Origin of the sequence: Enterococcus larvae (assembly GCF_017830045.1) — a bacterium.
Taxonomy (GTDB): domain Bacteria; phylum Bacillota; class Bacilli; order Lactobacillales; family Enterococcaceae; genus Enterococcus_L; species Enterococcus_L larvae.
Map to the genome: position 1 here is coordinate 203657 of NZ_JAEDXU010000004.1, position 17169 is coordinate 220825.

At 39.9% G+C, this 17169-nt stretch carries 14 protein-coding genes; all 14 read right to left on the reverse strand.

Features of this window, described 5'->3' with window-relative positions; all coding sequences use genetic code 11:
- Positions 1-9 precede the first annotated feature (9 nt).
- The 14 genes from I6N96_RS09495 to I6N96_RS09560 all read right to left on the reverse strand — a co-directional run bounded on the left by I6N96_RS09495 (position 10) and on the right by I6N96_RS09560 (position 16882).
- Positions 10-945, reverse strand: coding sequence for a DUF5067 domain-containing protein (locus tag I6N96_RS09495; protein WP_209557337.1), 936 nt, complete (start codon positions 943-945; stop codon positions 10-12).
- Entirely contained in the window at positions 942-3572 is a 2631-nt protein-coding gene (locus I6N96_RS09500; RefSeq protein ID WP_209557338.1) for a YfhO family protein, read from the reverse strand. The genes I6N96_RS09495 and I6N96_RS09500 overlap by 4 nt, the downstream gene beginning before the upstream one ends.
- Before the next feature lie 21 nt (positions 3573-3593).
- On the reverse strand, positions 3594-4316 hold the full coding sequence (lepB, locus tag I6N96_RS09505) for a signal peptidase I (RefSeq protein ID WP_209557339.1): 723 nt from the start codon (positions 4314-4316) through the stop codon (positions 3594-3596).
- 18 nt (positions 4317-4334) lie between these two features.
- Positions 4335-5060 carry a signal peptidase I gene (lepB, locus tag I6N96_RS09510; protein ID WP_209557340.1) on the reverse strand — a complete coding sequence of 242 codons (726 nt, stop codon included), beginning with the start codon at positions 5058-5060 and terminating at the stop codon, positions 4335-4337.
- Between the two features lie 24 nt (positions 5061-5084).
- Positions 5085-5753 carry a hypothetical protein gene (locus tag I6N96_RS09515; RefSeq protein ID WP_209557341.1) on the reverse strand — a complete coding sequence of 223 codons (669 nt, stop codon included), beginning with the start codon at positions 5751-5753 and terminating at the stop codon, positions 5085-5087.
- A 23-nt stretch (positions 5754-5776) separates the two neighbouring features.
- The gene (locus I6N96_RS09520; RefSeq protein ID WP_209557342.1) at positions 5777-6877 is read right to left on the reverse strand and encodes a WxLIP family cell surface protein; all 1101 of its coding nucleotides are present in this window, start codon (positions 6875-6877) and stop codon (positions 5777-5779) included.
- An 82-nt stretch (positions 6878-6959) separates the two neighbouring features.
- A complete protein-coding gene (locus tag I6N96_RS09525; RefSeq protein ID WP_209557343.1) occupies positions 6960-7727 on the reverse strand; it encodes a WxL domain-containing protein in 768 nt (255 codons plus the stop codon).
- 31 nt (positions 7728-7758) lie between these two features.
- Positions 7759-8565 (reverse strand): WxL domain-containing protein, encoded by an 807-nt coding sequence (locus I6N96_RS09530; RefSeq protein ID WP_209557344.1) that lies wholly within the window; start codon positions 8563-8565, stop codon positions 7759-7761.
- Positions 8562-8924, reverse strand: coding sequence for an LPXTG cell wall anchor domain-containing protein (locus I6N96_RS09535; RefSeq protein WP_209557345.1), 363 nt, complete (start codon positions 8922-8924; stop codon positions 8562-8564). The genes I6N96_RS09530 and I6N96_RS09535 overlap by 4 nt, the downstream gene beginning before the upstream one ends.
- 15 nt (positions 8925-8939) lie before the next feature.
- Positions 8940-11804 carry a lectin-like domain-containing protein gene (locus tag I6N96_RS09540; RefSeq protein WP_209557346.1) on the reverse strand — a complete coding sequence of 955 codons (2865 nt, stop codon included), beginning with the start codon at positions 11802-11804 and terminating at the stop codon, positions 8940-8942.
- Positions 11805-11918: 114 nt separating this feature from the next.
- The gene (locus I6N96_RS09545) at positions 11919-12632 is read right to left on the reverse strand and encodes a winged helix-turn-helix domain-containing protein (RefSeq protein WP_209557347.1); all 714 of its coding nucleotides are present in this window, start codon (positions 12630-12632) and stop codon (positions 11919-11921) included.
- 371 nt (positions 12633-13003) lie between these two features.
- Positions 13004-14110, reverse strand: a complete 1107-nt coding sequence (locus tag I6N96_RS09550) for a tyrosine-type recombinase/integrase (protein WP_209557348.1) — start codon at positions 14108-14110, stop codon at positions 13004-13006.
- 565 nt (positions 14111-14675) lie between these two features.
- Positions 14676-15425: a LytR/AlgR family response regulator transcription factor gene (locus I6N96_RS09555; RefSeq protein WP_209557349.1), complete on the reverse strand. Its 750-nt coding sequence runs from the start codon at positions 15423-15425 to the stop codon at positions 14676-14678.
- Complete coding sequence (locus I6N96_RS09560; protein ID WP_209557350.1) at positions 15419-16882, reverse strand: sensor histidine kinase; 1464 nt, start codon at positions 16880-16882, stop codon at positions 15419-15421. Before I6N96_RS09560 ends, I6N96_RS09555 begins: the two co-directional genes overlap by 7 nt.
- Between the last annotated feature and the right edge of the window lie 287 nt (positions 16883-17169).

A 17169-nucleotide genomic window follows, 5' to 3' on the forward strand; every position in this document is an offset into this window, starting at 1 on the left:
TCCATACCCCTATCTTTCGATTTTTAATACTACAGGCTTATCTCCGTTTATTCGCTGCTCATCTGCCTGGATCGTTATATCTCCCTGATCTTGCTGCAGTTCATAAACAACTACAGTCTCTACTGAGTCTCCTGCGGGCAGACGTTGACTGCTTCGCTCTTGCAGGTAGGTCAACTCAGAATCCGACTCATCCGTTACTTTCGTAATGTCCAATAAGCTTTCAGCCTCTGTTACCTCCATCAGTTCTTCCCATTCCTTCAGAGGAATCAACTGCTTTTCAGAATTATTCGTCAACACATACCTTAGGATCAGTTTATCCCCTTGAATCTTATGGCCAGTCAGCTGAATCGAGAGCATGTCTGTTGTGACTTTTTGCTCTGTTATCTCTTCTCGCTTCTCTTCACTGCTCGCAGTTGTTTCCAATTGCTTCAAGGTTTCAACGGATTGACGAATGATTTCTTGCTGGCCTTCTGTTCCTCCCTGTCTAGGGCGATAGAATAGAAACTCGACAACATGTGTCTCCGTTGCTATAAAATAGTTATCCAGCCAGACAGCTCTATTATCGTAGACACTCTTCAACGGATAGTAAACTGCCGAAAAGTTCGCTATCTGAAACGTCTCCTCCTCTACTTCATCGACCAAATAATATTGTTTCAACGCTGTTTTTGTTTGTGTCACCAGCTGCTGCTCGTTCAGTTGCTCACTTTTCTGTGCTCGTATGAACATCACCGATCGACTATTCGTATCCTCTGCACCAAATAGTGCGGCTTCGTTGAATACTTCCTTATAGTCTTTCTCTACCTGCCAGCCGGAGGGTAGTCGAAAGCTGAAGGAGCTCCCATCAGTAGAGAATTGTTCCTCCTCATTCATCAGATCATATTTCTGACAGCCTACACTCGTTAACAGGAAGAAACAGAGTATGATTAGTTGAGTCATTTGTTTCATAGACTTGCCTCGCTTTGATCTTTTTCTTCTATATAATAGCGCGTTTTTTTCCGTTTCCGTTCCCACAGGACATAGCCAGTAAAAATAAGAATACAGGAAACAAACAAAGCAGCTCCCACCATAAAGCCTTGCGGCAGGAAAACAAATTCTATTTCATGCTCTCCGGCAGGCACAATCACCGTTAGAAACGCATCCTTAAATGTCTGAATGTCTGCTTCTTCTCCGTCTATCAGGACTTTCCAGCCACGATCATATGGAATAGTGGTCAGTAAAACCTGTTCCTTCTCTAAGTTTACGGTTCCCTTAGCTTTTCGACCATCTACTTGAAGATCTACGCCTTTTTTCTGAATTTTCTCCACCGCTTCAGCAAAGCGATCCGTGTTCAAAAATACCGCATCCGGACGATACAGCTCTACTTTTTGCTCCGTTCCACCGGAAAAAGAAGCAGTCAATTTAACCGTTGTCGGGTCTTCATAGTAGCCTAGATTGTAGTATTGACCTGTATTGTTCAATTTATTTTTTCTAGTGTTTCCCTCCACGGTCCATTCAATATCCACTCCCTGTGTTTTCGCCCAGTCTAATGGAACCAAACTCAGGTATGCTTGTGTTTTAGCTGGAATCGTCACAAGCCACGTAACCTGCTTTGCCAGACTTGCCTCCTGTTCACCAATACTGATGATCTCCTCAGTCTCGGTTACGATCGCGTCTGCTGAATCGATCAACGCTGCTTCGCCAAAGCTGAATAGCTCACCCTCCATACCGGAAAGCTGATTGAATAGCTCCGTCTGATTTTTGACTGATCCCTCTCCGTAGATTTCCTCATCTGTTAATATGCCCAGAGGGAGAGCATATTGATTTTCATACAAGGTATACTCGCCGGATTCCGAAACCTTATCATAGCCAAATTTATTCAGTTCGTTTTTTGATATGTTGTACTTCATCCCTATAATCGTATCGGCAAGCAGGGTATTGTTGGCATAGTCGATCGTTAAATTCGTTCCTAGCGATCGGAAACCCAATGCATTTAAATATTGCGAAGAGTGACGATTACGTATAGATGAAAACATCGACACACCATGATACCCAAAATTAAAGCTTGTATTCAAGGACTCCACATCCAGATTTTCCAAACGGAAAAACGAACTGTCCTCCTGATTTGTCTCATCAACCAACTGTTGAACATCCTCATACGATTTTGTATAGTACGATCGATCTGGATAACCCCAATCATACAAAATCCCTACTACCATTGACCTCGCATTGAATAATGCTTCGCCCGACATCAGAACAACCAGAAGCAGCGGGAGCCACTTTTTCCATTTGAAGCTGGACTGAAAGAACAACCAGATGGATAAATACAGGAAAAGCAGACCAATCGTCACAGCTAGTGATTCAAAGGAAATCACATCATAGCGTTTCTTGTTGGATAGAATCAGGAATAGGACAAAAACACCGCCGATCCCCAATACACCATTTAACAGGCGATTGCTTTCTTCCTTTGAAAATTTTTCCAGTCCAAATCCTGCCAGTAAAATCGTCAGAAAAGAGATCAGGAAACTAAAACGAAACAAGAACATATTCGGTGCATGCATACCATGCCAGAATAAATTCAACGGATAGATATAAACACCGGCAATCAAAAACACTAATAAACTGCCGTAACCGACCTTATTTTTCCATGGAATTTTCCCGCATAAAAAGTAATATACACAAAAGATCAACGGCAGCAGACCAATATAGATAAAGGGCATGCTTTCATATTTAGCAGTGTCATATACACCCACCATACTTTTTGCAATGATATCCCACACGCCGGTATCCTGAGTAAATAGATGGTCAATGATCGTCATACTTTCCCCGTTATTACTCAAATCCAACACAGTTGGAAGGATCGTGAGCATTGAGGCGCCGCCAGCCAGAAACGAAGTCAGCAGGTAAGCCGCAAATCGCCCTCTGTATTTTCGCCAGTCAAGAACCGTACGGATCAGAGTATATAAGAAGGTGAATACTCCGACCATAAAAGCCATATAAAAGTTCGACAGGAACAATAATAAGTAACTGACAAACAATAAAACAGGCTTCTTCTCATCCATCAGTCGATGAATCCCCCAAACAATCAATGGCAAATAGACAAATGTATCCAGCCACATGATCACCTCTGAATAACCAACGGCATAAGACATCAAAGCATAGGATACGCTCAGTCCAATCGTCAACCATCGATCGATGTTGAAGGTATGATAGGCAAAGAACCAAAAGGACAAGCCGCTGGCGCCAAATTTCAGCAATGTCAGATAATACAGCGTGTCCGGCATGACAGAATTATCAAACAGTCCCACTAAAGGTGTGAATAAGCCATTTAGATAATACGCAGCCAACGACCAATAATTCAAACCAAGCGAGCCTGACCAGCTATAAAAAATACTTTGTTTTCCATGTAATACATTGTGAAAGCTAGCGTGAAAATTGGCATATTGCGCAAAAGAGTCCGTTGCGAGGATGCTGCGCTCGCTTCCCGGATAAATCCCTATAGAGTAATACGCAATAGCCATCAACAGCAAAGGGATGCTGAAGCTGAGAATCATCGCCAGATAATGTTGCTTGATCCATACTATTAAGTGTTTCATTCAGTTTCTCTCTTTCTCTTTTCAGTGAAGGAATCCGATTTTTGAAAATGGATAATAGCGATACATGACCACTCCTTCAATCTGTTTTTCATCTACTAATCCAAACACACGACTATCATCTGAATGCAGTCGGTTATCTCCCAGCACAAAATACTGGTTGTCAGGAATTTCATCATGGAGGGCAAGTGTCTGTGCCACCTCTTCTGATAGGGTTACTTTTATTGTCCCGTCAGGAAGCCCTTCAGAGAATTGCTCTTTTGCTTCCGAACTGCTCTCTTTAGGAAGCAGAAAAAGAGCCGTACCTTCCACTGAAATCTGATCTCCTGGTAAACCAATCACTCTTTTAACATAAGACTCTCCGGGAATACCTGCCGGTTCAAAAGTCACAATAGTGTATCGTTGGATTCTCCGATTTTTTGCTATAATAATTCGATCTCCTGATTGGAAGGTTGGCGCCATTGACTGCCCATCAATTTGATGCGGCGCACAGCTCCGAAAAAAGAAAACAAGAACCAGTAATAAAAGAACAAGTCCAATCATCTCCTTCTGCAGAAAAGAATAGAGCAGCTTTTCCCATGTCCTGCGCTTCTTCAATGAAAGGACTCGCTGCTTTAGTGTGACTCGTTTCCTTTTTCCAGTTTTTTGCAGAGATTTTCGTCGTTTCTTTTTGAATGCTTGTTTTTTCCCTTGCTTTCCTTTTGACCTAGTCGCCTTCTCTTTGATTGTTTTTTTCTTTCGCACCATTGTCTTCCTCTATTTCTTCTAGAACTGGCGCATAGCATGAATAGGAAAAATCCGTGCTTTTACAACACCAGTGATCTCACTTCTCTTTATAAAACCAAAATAACGGCTGTCTGTAGCATAGGAGCGATTATCTCCCAAAACAAAGTAGCAGTCTTTCGGAACCTGTCCCGTCTCAATAATTTCCTTCAATGAAAAATCTTCAGTCAGTGGTTCATCTGAAAATTCCGCCAGATTCGTTGAAAGAAACCGTTCCGGTATTTCCTCTCCGTTGACAAATAGACGCCCCTCTTGATAATAAAGCTCTTCGCCTGGAAGCCCGATCACTCGCCGAATCAACGACTCATCTCCCGCCGGATCTTTAAAGAAAACCAGACTGAACCGACGTATTTCTCCCCATTTATATACAAACAAACGATCCTGATCATTGATTGTTGGAATCATCGCATATCCTTCTACCTTTGGTATACGTACAGTCAAAGTAAAAATTGTCAGAAAAACCAAGACCGCTGCACTAAGAGTGATTGCCAACTCCTTGATGATTCCTTTTTTCTTCCTTTTTACCAATCGCTTCTTTCGTTTTTTCCTGTTCTGTTTAACAGCACCTTTTTTCAGTCTGTCTTGAGGGCTTCCAGAGATTTGTTTCCGCTTCTTTTTCTTGACTACAAGCTGATGTTTCTTCTGCGTTTGTTTTTTTGATGGTTTCGGCTTCCTTTTTGGGGATGACTGCTGCTGCTTCTTATTCATTTTCAGCACCTCAAATCGCCTCATCTATTGCTTTTTCTTCAAAGCGCCTTCATTGACATTAAAGCGTTTGAATACCTTACTTTGACTTTCCCGTACCTTTTCAATATCTTCTAAATAGCCTTCAGATGTTCCTTGATTCTGCAGACTTTCAACCGTCTGACCATTCAGATTCACCCCTAGTTCCCTTAGCATGGTGAAGTGTCGATTCAACAATGTCTGACCATCTGTCGACAGACTCATTGCCGCTTTACGGGCACCATAACTTGCCAATCTCGACGTTACCTCCTGAAGGTTCTTGATTGATTTCTGGGGATTCTCCCCTGCTTGAACGTTATTGATCTGCAGTACTGCTTCCTCAAGTAGATAGTAACTTTGAACCAACGCCTCTGAATCGTCTCCGCCTAAATTGTTCTGCTGGTAATAACGTGAATAAAAGCCGCCGCCTAAGGACATGGCTGCGATAAGCAGAAACAGGATGCTCCATAAACGTCGACTCCTTCTCTTTTTATCTAATTGTTTACGCAATTGCAAAAACTGTCGTCGTTTCTTTTTATTTTTTGGTGGTCGTTTCTTTTTTACTGGTTTAAACTTTCTGCTTGCCAGCAAAAAGCTGAAGAAAAAGAGTATACCCAAAAGGAAAAAAAGAAGGGCTGCTGACAACAGTATGACAAAAGACCAGTCTAATACACTCATGCCTCTTTTTTCCTTCCCTTCCTCTAATTTTCCTGCGTTTTCTTCCGCTTGGGTGCTTTTTTCTTCTTAATTTTTTTATGTTTCTTCTTATTTGCTATTCGCACAACAATGAATATGATCAATACAACAAGCAGCATTCCGCCGACAACGATCCCCACCAACAGCCAATTGATTCCTTGCTCTTGTATTAGTTCAACGTCTTGTGTATTGTACTTATCTGCTTCCTCGTCTGAGATGGTAAACTCCTGCTCCCACTCCCATTTTCGTTCCCCGGAAACAGCCAATATCTTCGCCCGATAATCACCTGGCACCATTTTTTCCCCGTTCATGCTGACAGGGAAATCGATCATGTTATTCGGTCCGATCCGCATACTTGCCTTTTTGGTATCATAAATGACGGTATCTGAATCTTTACCCATGATCTGCACTTCAACAGTCAAGTCATTCAGATAAGCGGCCTCTACGTTGGAAAAATTAACAAAGACACTGTTTCGATAATTATTTAGTCCAGCATAAACACTGTTCAATTCCAATTCAGGCTCAACTACAGTGTCTGTCTCTGTCAGTACCATACCGATCATAAAGGCGTACTCGTTGATTACACCGGTTTCTTTTTCTCGTGCTTCTTCATCTACCTTTTTCTTCAGCTGAATACCACCCGATATCATCCCGTCATAGCTGGCTTCCGGCATTGAGATCACAAGATCAACTATAGCGGTTCCCATAGTTGGTACAATCACTGACTCCGGTCCTTGAACAATATCCACAAAATCATATTTCAAGGACTTGTCGTTGTCGATTGCACTTGGTCCATATTCCAATACGCCATTTCCGTTTGTCTTGATTCCGTTCAAGCTGACCATTACCTCTGTGTCCGCATCGCTGTCGTTGGAAAGCTCGATTTGAACTGTTTGATTCTGCCCCGGCTCCATTCGCAAATCAAAATAACCCACTTGCGTATTCTGCTGATTTTCCGGTTGAATCACCTTGTAATTGAATCCTAGCGGTCCGGCACCGCTCTCTTCTTGTCCCGTGGTTTCTTCTGCATATGTTGGTGCTGCAATGCACCCAAGTCCGACTATGTACAGGCTCATGATAAAAAGCAAAACTGGCCATTTCTTCATTGTCTTCTGCTCCTCTTCCTCATAAAAGAAGGTCGCCGACTCTCTTGAGTCGGCAAACCTCACTTATTGATTAGTCTAAAAATTAAAGTGTTTCAGATAGTGTCCATGTGATTACTGCATTGTAATCACCAGCACCGATTGCAGAACTCGCAGGGATATTCAGCGTTACCGCTTTGTCTCCACTTGTTTTATCACCAAAGTTCAATTCGAACTGGCCATAACCTTTTCCGTCTGCCCCTTGATTCTTGATGAAATCAAAGGTTGGGCTTGCTGTACTAATTGTTCCTTGTGTTGTTACATCGCTGGCATTTGGTGTCAACGCTGCATCTCCTGTTTGTGTTAAATTCGCTTCTTTATACGTAATGTTTGCACCCTTCAGCTCAACACCTGATGCAGTATCTTTAAAGTTTTGTGTCAATGTTGCTGACAGTTTATACGCATGTGTTTCCATCGTACGCAAATCTTGATACTTCACGAAGTTTTGCACATCAAATGCAGGATAGTTTGAATCTGTCGTTCCTTGGTTTGCATGGAAGAATGACGCATTGTAATCACGTTGTGTGTTTGCAGTCAATACATCATGTGTTTCAAACTCCAATGGTGTGATTGCGATGATCCCGAATGAGCCTGGGTTTACTACTGATGGAATATTTGTGATTGTTGTTCCATCTGTAACACCCGGATCAGTTGGGACAACACCTGATGTATCTGTTGGATCTGTATTCACAGTAAAGCCAATGTGACCTGTACCTGTTTTTGTATCTACCGCTTTTGTTGTATTCGGTGCAGCTAATGCAACACCAGCAGCCGCTACTAATGCAGCTCCGCATAATTTGTGTGATAATTTCATTTTTGTTTCCTCCTAAGATTGTCTGTTTTATTTATGGCAACTCGGCTAATATCCAAGTTAACACCGTTGAATAAGAAACCGGATCTTTTTTCGTTCCACCCGGCACTGATAAAGTGATAGCACTGTTCTCGTGCATCTGTTTGTTTCCATAGGCTGCATCCAGCATCGCATGACCATTTTGATCTACTTTTGGCGTTAAGGTCTCTGCAATTCCTGCCGGATTATCAGCAGAGCCGCCAAATGAGATCGACCAGGTGCCTGCGCCGGTTCCCGGAGAGGCTTCAGCCAGATTATAGGTAGCACCAATGTTATCTAAATGAATCACTTCTTTTGAGATAGTTGGAGATAGAGCGGCATCCTGGGTAGAATTTGTCCACGAGTAATCTAGGGACAAAACAGCACCGTCTAATTGACTATTCGCTGTTTGCGCATTTTGAAACTGCATTTCCTGTCTCAATTGAAGCGTCCAGCCTAACATCGCCCCCCGATAATCAGAAATCTGGATAAAATTCCCTCTTGCTTCGGTTTCATCGTTGAATAACTGAGCATTTACTGAATAAGTCATATCCTTATCCGAAATTTTATTTACGCTTGTAAACTGAAATTGGGGAACAAAATCAATACGCAGTTTTCCCTGTGTGCTGGGACTATTTCCGGCATCTACTTCTGTAGAAGGATTTTCCGGATCTCTGACGCCAACATCTGAGTAATCGCCGGTGAACGTGATATGTCCTGATCCGGCTACATCATCATCTGTCGCCTCAACTTGTTCTGCCAAAAAGCAGGCAGCACTTCCTGTACATAGGAAAACCATGATATAAATCAGTGAACGCTTCATTCACTTACCTCCTTTTTCTTTCGAATAAAAAGAAAGAGTATAGCAAGTAGAATAATGGCCACGCCACTAATTGATAGGCTTGTTTTTATCAATTCACCGGTAGAAGGATATTTCCCTGTCGGCTTTGTCGTTGTTTCCGAAGTTACGGTTCGAGAGCTGCTCGTTTTCGTTTTCGAAGAAGATGTACTAGTGGAGCTGGAGGTACTAGGCTGTGTTTCTTCATAGAAGCCGATCTCTCCGTTGGTTTGAACAGCTCCGCCAACGCCTTCTTGCGCTTGGGCTGGTTGAATGTAGATACCGCAGACTATTATCAGCGCAAAGGAAGATAATAGCAGACACAATAGCTGTTTTCGTTTCATAACTATTACCCCTTTCTATGGTGTTTCGCTGACTGTAAATAGAATAGTTGCTTTATATTCGCTCATTTTTCTATATTGGGTGCTGGAAATTTTCATTTCAAAACCATTGTCTTTGTTTTCCCACTCTTCTTCACTGACGTTATAGCTGCCATTTCTGGCATGCTGATGCGTCGTGATCACTCTTGCCTGATTCAGCTCTAGAATATCTTCACCACTATCACTTTTGTAAACCAGCGCTTCAGGAAGTTTGTAAGAGGGATCTTCAGCAGATGTCATTACCTCAGTTACTGTTGCCGTCAAGGTCCAGCGCGTTAAGGTTGCTCGGCTGTCGCTGACCACTAACGGATTATCATACGTAGGCTTATCTGCTGTGAAGGCGCCGTAACTGCCGGTATTATGGAGCCCGAAGTCGATCTTATCCGGTGCAGAGCTCAAGATCAGGGTCCCTTTAAACTTATAGGTTACTTCGGTCCCGCCAACGATAATCTCTAGATTATCTTCATCCGTTGGTCGTTCAGCCATGACATACTGCCGTAATTCAATGGCTTCAATCACATCAATAACATCCTGATCCGTTGTTAAATCAACGAAATCACCGATGTTGTGCTCCTGTGTTATTGGCGCATTTAGCTGTGCGCCGACTTCATTGACAAAGTTAATGGTCAATGTCGTTTTAGCACTATAGAAAATAGTGATGATCGATCCGACTTCCGCTAAATCTGTTTCAACGATATCGCCGTCAACTGAAACTTTTGTCAACTGATCGTTCGTAAAGATATGCCCGGAAATCTCGTTGATTATCGAGGTCAGATCAAAACTGTCCCCTGTGTTGTAATAAAGCGTGACTGGGTTCTTCCCATTAAAATCAGTATTGGTGCTGATGATTTTATTCGCTGCCAGCAGGTTATCATCTAAATCCTTGAACGAAAGAACAACATCTGTTTTAACCTTGACAGTTACTGTATTTGATTCTGTTTGAAATTCTTGTTTATCCGTTGCTGTGATATACTGATTGGTTCCATCCGTTGCAGCTTTAGCAAATGTAACTTCTTTTCCTTTTACTGCACTAGTCGGTTTGATCTTATATTCAACAACCATTGTATTGTTCTCTGGACTGCCAATAACGTTCCAACCAGTCGGTGCTCTTTCTACAGTCAAGTTATTTCCAGACCAAACAGAACTATCTACTAATAGCTCATTAGGCACTGCAGCCCCTTTGTTATAGATATATGTACTGTTTGGTACAATATCGAAGCCATTTGGAACAGAGTCAGTCAATTTATTCATTAGATAGACACCGTTTTCGGCTGCTAGCTCCACTTGAACTGTCAGTTCATCGCCAACGATTGGATTCGCACTGAGGGCATTATTCACCGTTTTTTTCAATTCTAGATTTTTCGGTAAAACGTTGACTGTTGTTTCACCATAATTTCGCTCTGTTGAATAGGTGCTGGACATCGCAACATCATTGATAAACTCTGTTGTGTCACTTCCTACAGTGACTGAATACGTATAGCCAAAGCTCGCTCCCGGTAAATACTCGTAGTTTGTATCTTCAAATGTAAAATGATTATCTCCATCGATCGTAACAATAGGTTGTGCAACCGCACCACTATTCATAGAATTAGTAAAATTGAATGAACCAGATACATAATTATTCGTTTGAAGGTCTTCACTGATATTCGCCTTTTTCAGAGGAATATCCATATCTTCAACTACTTGGTTCTTGACGTTGACCTGATACTCAAGTTGGTCGCCCACGTCAGCAATAGTTGCCGTTCTGTACTCTGTTTCACCTTTTGTAACATTTCGAACTTTTCGAGTAACATCAACATCTGGTTCTTGCGGTAATTTGGTGATCATTGCACCAAAGGTATTTCCGGCTAAACCATTTGAACCAGTAAATCCCCAAGTTACTTTACGATCCCAAGTTGCTGTTGGTGTAGAGTTAAAGTACTTATCGATATCCAACTGCACCGTTTGCTCCGGATAATTATCAAATGTATAGCTCAAATTGCCGTGAATCCCATCAGCTAAAGGTTGCCATTTCACATTGATCTTTTTCCATGAACCAAACCAAGTATTCCCTTCTGCTCTTGTAGCTGGAACAGTCGGTACCATGTGATCAAACTCGTTATAAGCCAGTGTTACTGTATTCTTTACAAATCCATAGCTGACGCTTGTTTTTGTTGAAGCAACCGCCACATGGGGCCAAGAAACAGGGTATCCTTTGTTAATAAGCTTCTGATCAAAATTCGTTTCATCCGTACCTTGGTTACTAAATGTATCAAACTCTATGGCTACTGAATTATAGATCATGTTTGCTGTTGAAGTATTTCTTGGAAAAACCCCTAGACCTCCACCTGCTGTTCCAATCGCATCAATACCAGCAGGGTCATTTTGCATGACAAAGGTCATTCCATCCGGTACTCCCAAAGAGCCCGCTAAAACAGTTGCATTTGATAAAAATACATACGACTCAAATTCAAACGGCTGATTCAAGCTGATTTTTTGTGTGTACCACGCTGAAGCCTTTTGATCGTTATTTACGCCATCATATAGCACAACGACATTCGGTCTTTCTGCACTCAGGTATGCATGGTTGGCATTAAAAACATCAAAGCCGCCACCAGGCTGCGGAATTTTATCGGAGGCAAATTTTCCGGCAAAGAGAAAGGCATCACGGAAATCCACTTTACTTCCTTCAGCTTCTGTCGGAGTAGCTGGTAGTCTGCCTCTCTCAGTCAAAGTCATTGTATACGTGAGAGCCTCAGAGTAAAGTGGTGCTAAGCCAAGTGCAGCTGCCCCAAAGCTTAAACTCAACATTCCAAGAACGCCTTTACGTAATAGAGCACCTAATCCTTTCTTTCTGTTTCCCATTTTTTCAACTCCTTTCTTTTATGATTTTTGTATGCTCCAGAAATCTACATACTATTTATTTCAATTTTCCTAGATGAAAATCATCATTTAGAAAAATAGAAACCATCTTTAATTTTATAAAGTAGGACTAAACACATACCCTTTCGAACGAACTGTTTTAATATACTTAGGACTTAACGGATTTTCTTCAATTTTTCCTCTAACATGAAAAATGATGTTCGCGATTCTAGGCTTGCAGTTCTTCACTTCACCATCGCCCCAAATTCGTTGATACAGTTCTTCATAGCTGAGGGCTTTTTTCGGCTGGCTGCAAAGCATATCCAGAGTTTTATATTCCAATCGTGTCAAAATGATTTCACGGTCGCCATTCAGCAATACACTTTGATTGCTTGGAATCAGCTTGAAAAGATGTGCCAATTCATCCTTTTCATTCTCTACACGATTTAACTTCTCTTCCGTATTTGAACTATCGATATTCTTCACAGTTAGTCCATTACGTAAAATCAAGTAGAATTCATCGATATGGCTGTCCTGAATATTGGCATCCGCTCCTAATTGAAGGTAAATGATTCGGTTGACTTCCTTTGTTTGCTTCGCCGCAACCCATACTAATGCCTCAGACTGTTCTTTGATCTTCATGATGAGGCTGCACGTTTCACTGACATGCTGCTGCTCATCATCATAAATAATCACACCATCCACCTGAGATAACTCATCATCCAAGTTTTCTCTTGTAAATTGAACAACTTCATATTTATGATTCTTAAGAACTTCTATGTAGCTTTCCTTCAAATTCCCACCTATGTTCAAAATCCCGATTTTATACATTCCTTCTTCCTCCTTTTTGATATAAGTTGATACTTTTAGATTTAAGCGCAATTCGTGCAAATCCATAATTTTTTTGATAAAATACTGACCTGACATAAAATATTTTTTGTTACTATATTTTCTCGTTTCATAGAGAAACAAGAAAAGCTCCCTATCTGCCTTGATTAAACAAGAAGATACTACAAGGCTGACGGCAGTTGACGGTGCAAAAAAAGCGAAGCAATCACTGCTCCACTTTTTTCTGATACTATCCAATTTAGTTAAAACTATTTACTTTCCTCTATTCAATGAATCATCACAGCCAATTTCCCGACTATCTCAACAGCAATTCTTCACGCTCTTTTAAGAGCAGGAGTAAAACTTTTCTACTATTATTGTTCATTTATGTAACTGATTTTCTCAATAGCAGAATGTTCCTCCAGCAAGGTGGAGTTCGTATAAACATCTAGGGTCATCTTTATGGAGCTATGACCTAAAAGAGAACTGATCGTCGCAACATTCACCCCTTGCTCCAAACAATGAGTTGCAAATGAATGCCGTAGAGAATGAAAGGGATAGGATGGGATAGACAGCTGCTTCAATAATTTCTTGAAACGATAAGCAATCATTCTTGGTTCAACGTATTTACCCTTTTGGGAGACAACAAACTCTCCATCTACTTGTTTTTTCAATTTCAATAAGTAATCAGAAAAGCCTGTTGAAATCGGGATTACTCGTTCCGACTGTCTGCTTTTTGGCGGGGTTGCAACAACCTCTGTTCGGTTCTCTCTACCTTCTATCGTGACTCGCTGCAAGGTTCGCTGAACGGATATTCGTTTTCGGGAAAAATCAACATCGCTCCATTTTAATCCGGAAATCTCTCCAATACGCATGCCAGTTTCCAAAGCAAGCAATATGGGCAGGTAACCACTATCTTCTTTAGCTGCTTGGACAACATCGATTCGCTCCTCTTTTGTCAGAGCGATAACCTTTTTTACAGGCTTTGAAAAGGAAACATTATCAAAGAGATTCTTTGAACAGTAACCCTTTTTCTGAGCATCGCGTAGTGCATTTTTCAAAACCTTTACAACCGCATTAGCAGAGCTTCTGGATAGAGAACAGCATAGACCATCGATCCAACAATCGATCATTGCTTCATCAAGCTTACTTAGTCGAATTTCTCCCAAAATCGGGAGAACATGGGTAAAAAGTTTATTTTTGTAGCTAGCGTATGTGCTCTGACGTACTTTCTTTTTTTGAATGATCAACCAGTAATTCAGCCAATCGCAAATATTGCCTGCAAATATTTCTCTTGGGTATACTTTGAACTGATAGGCAGCTTTTTTCTTTATCAATTCCTGCTTTACTTCCTTATAGGAATGACGATAAATATAGCCATATTGGATACGCCCATTTTCTCGCTTAGATTTTATGTAGCGTCCCTCCCATCGTCCATCTTTTCGTTTATAAATATTTTCGCCTTTTTTTGACAATGCCATTCATTCCTTTCTTTTATATGACGGCGTAGTTGACGGTTTACGCAACGAAAAAGCCGCTTATTCTCAAAAAACTTTCGAAATTTATAATTTTTTGAGAAAAAAATTCTTTTTAAATGGTGTATAATGAAAAACGAGCGGTGAAACATTCCTATTTTTTGTTATTTAGCTCATTTTCAGAAAAATATAAAAAATAATCAAACGAGCATACTTTAAAATTTCTTTCTTGTTTCTCTATGAAACAAGATTTTTTTAATTCTTTTCTTATAAAAAATAGATAGCCATCAAAACTTTGATACAAAGCCTGTTCAAGTCCAACCAGTCTCTACATTCATTTTAATTATACATTTCATTTTTTTTATTTTTTTCTAAAAATATGTTCTCCTCATTCCCAAGCGCTTCAAATTTTCTCGATAAATCACGTTTAAGATTCCTAAGCGCATGTTATTTTTTAATTTCTAAAAAAAGCCATTGCTTTTCTCGCTTTTCCCTAGTTAGGAAAAACGTGAAAAACAATGGCTTTCGATTTCGTTGTATTTTTTAGGCGTGTCCACCCCTTCAGCAGTAGTTATTTCTGCGGAAACTGCTGTCTTACCTCTTTTTTCTTTCTTGTAGAAATTGGGATCTTCATTTGATTAGTCAAAATAAGCTCTGAATAATTCTTTTCTATTGCTGCTACTTTTTCTCTATTGATCAAAAAGCTGCGATGACAGCGGATAAATTTTGTTGCCAACATCATTTCAATCTCATTTAGCGTTATCTTCATAGCGGTGATCGTCTTCTTTTCTGTATACACATAGATTTTATGGGCAACTGCCGCTTCAAAAAAAAGAATCTCATCTAAAAAAAAGGACATCATCCCATACCCAACATTTAATTCAATAATATCCTTTTGTTTGTTTCTTTTCATCGTTTCCAATTGGCTTTCGATCGTTTTTAAACAATCCGTAAGACGCTTTTTCCAATCATCAGGTCCATCCTTAATAATAAAATCAATCGCATTGACTTTATATTGGAAGGTCAAATAGGACATCTCAATGTGCGAGGTTAAATAAATGATATAGCCTAACGGGTCCCGTTTTCTGATTTTCTTCCCTAATTCAAAACCGCTCATTCCATTTGTCATCGAATATTCCAGATCCAGTAGATAAATATTTATTTCCTCATCTACCACGAGCTGCTGAATCAATTTTTCCGGATGACGTGTCGCAGAAACTACCTTCATGTTCCAATCAGAAAAAGAACAATAGTAGCCAACCTGTCTGTTTATTTCTTTCAAGTGATTTGGATTATCTTCACAAATGTAAATTCTTACCATCGTTTCCCCTCATTACAATTGACAAATAAACTAAAAGAAATGATTTCATTCTGCTGTTGAAAATCCAGCTTCAGGCAGTCTGAGGCATCAACCAACTCATAAACAATCCCCAATCCCAGCCCTCTATGCTCTCCTTTCGTTGAAAAATTCTTTTCTCTAGACAGCAGTTGTCTGATCAGCTGTTCATTTACCGTATTATTTTGAATATGTATAACAGTTGTGTCTGCGTCTATTTGAATAAACGCTATATCTACTTCAGGATTTTCACATTCTATAGCTGCTTCGATTGCATTATCTAGTAAAATCCCCAGTATTCTTACTAGTCTCATTATATCATTGGACTGAAAGTAAACAGGTTCAATAATTTCCAAAGTAAGTGAAATATTTGAGTCAGAGGCCTTCACAATCTTTGCGACAAGGATACTGACAATTTCAAGGTTATTGATATTTCTGATTTTCGAAAAATGAACGAATTCGAATTTTTTAATATCTAACGATGTCATAATCGTTTCATAATGCTCTTTCAGCTCTGAAACATCTACTTGTTCGTTATAAATATGTCCACCTAATGTCGTCAAAATATTCCTGTAATCATGCTGAATTTTTCTAAGCTCATCATTAAAGGACTCGATGAGTCCAATATATGAATACAATTCCTTCTCTCTTTGCTCCTGTTCATAAATTTTTTTCCGCCCGCGGTTTTCTTTTATCAGCAAAAGTAATATTAACACAGTCGGAATCGTTGCAATCCCCCAAAAAAGAATGATTAAAACTACCTCCCACCCCACATCATTAGAGGCAATAACAACAGTTGAGTTTAAGGATTGAAGAAATGTCCTATACGGATACGTGCTAGAAATAAAAATTCGCAGCGGTTCGGAAAAATAATCAGAAGAAATGATCAGCCAAAAGGTATTTACCAGAAAAAACAAGACATAGAGTACTGTTAGTATGATCGTATTTGAGAGTGTTATCAATCGACTGACATCAAAAAAATGATTAATAGCTATTATTATTGGAACAAAAGTAAGCATCAATCCTGAAAAAATGAGCAATATCGGCTGGTTGACCCAGTCTGCAAAATAAATGCTCATTAACTGACTTAGATATAGCCAAATACTTGCAAGCAGCACAACCCATACACTAAAAAATTGAACCTTGATTTCTTTTCCGAAAATATAAATATTAAAAAAAGAAAACAGAAATAGCACTACAGCAATCAATTGATGGCCATTGATGACCATGCAATAGGGAAAAAGCTGTTCATAAAAAATTGCACAGATATAAAAGAAGCAATACAAGACCCCATACACGATCAATGATAGTTTCAGTGTGATGACCTCTTTCAATACAGATTTTAAAGGAATCAATATACTTACTAATAACACTGTCACATAAACACTGAAAAGAAATACTGCTTGAAATGAAAATAGATTACCAACTACTGTGTACGCCATCTGCCCACTCCCTCAAAATAAATTAAAGTAGTTTACCATGAAGCTCTCTCTCCATCAGATTAGAGCCAAGCATATCGCTTATGATGCTTACTTTACAAAACTGATTCCAAACAGGACAAGATAATTCTATTAGTACAAAGCCTTTAACAGGGACAGCAATTCTCCCTTATTTAGTTGAATAATAGCTTAATCTCATGCTATTTTCTATAGATTTTTGTACATTATTTTTAGGGTATTTCCCTCTTGTAACCAGTGTACAGATTTTTATTATTTACAGTCAGAAAAAA

Excerpts from the sequence above, each read along its gene's own strand:
- I6N96_RS09495 (WP_209557337.1), bottom strand. The coding sequence starts at position 945 with ATGAAACAAATGACTCAACTAATCATACTCTGTTTCTTCCTGTTAACG.
- I6N96_RS09500 (WP_209557338.1), bottom strand. The coding sequence starts at position 3,572 with ATGAAACACTTAATAGTATGGATCAAGCAACATTATCTGGCGATGATT.
- lepB (WP_209557339.1), bottom strand. The coding sequence starts at position 4,316 with ATGGTGCGAAAGAAAAAAACAATCAAAGAGAAGGCGACTAGGTCAAAA.
- lepB (WP_209557340.1), bottom strand. The coding sequence starts at position 5,060 with ATGAATAAGAAGCAGCAGCAGTCATCCCCAAAAAGGAAGCCGAAACCA.
- I6N96_RS09515 (WP_209557341.1), bottom strand. The coding sequence starts at position 5,753 with ATGAGTGTATTAGACTGGTCTTTTGTCATACTGTTGTCAGCAGCCCTT.
- I6N96_RS09520 (WP_209557342.1), bottom strand. The coding sequence starts at position 6,877 with ATGAAGAAATGGCCAGTTTTGCTTTTTATCATGAGCCTGTACATAGTC.
- I6N96_RS09525 (WP_209557343.1), bottom strand. The coding sequence starts at position 7,727 with ATGAAATTATCACACAAATTATGCGGAGCTGCATTAGTAGCGGCTGCT.
- I6N96_RS09530 (WP_209557344.1), bottom strand. The coding sequence starts at position 8,565 with ATGAAGCGTTCACTGATTTATATCATGGTTTTCCTATGTACAGGAAGT.
- I6N96_RS09535 (WP_209557345.1), bottom strand. The coding sequence starts at position 8,924 with ATGAAACGAAAACAGCTATTGTGTCTGCTATTATCTTCCTTTGCGCTG.
- I6N96_RS09540 (WP_209557346.1), bottom strand. The coding sequence starts at position 11,804 with ATGGGAAACAGAAAGAAAGGATTAGGTGCTCTATTACGTAAAGGCGTT.
- I6N96_RS09545 (WP_209557347.1), bottom strand. The coding sequence starts at position 12,632 with ATGTATAAAATCGGGATTTTGAACATAGGTGGGAATTTGAAGGAAAGC.
- I6N96_RS09550 (WP_209557348.1), bottom strand. The coding sequence starts at position 14,110 with ATGGCATTGTCAAAAAAAGGCGAAAATATTTATAAACGAAAAGATGGA.
- I6N96_RS09555 (WP_209557349.1), bottom strand. The coding sequence starts at position 15,425 with ATGGTAAGAATTTACATTTGTGAAGATAATCCAAATCACTTGAAAGAA.
- I6N96_RS09560 (WP_209557350.1), bottom strand. The coding sequence starts at position 16,882 with ATGGCGTACACAGTAGTTGGTAATCTATTTTCATTTCAAGCAGTATTT.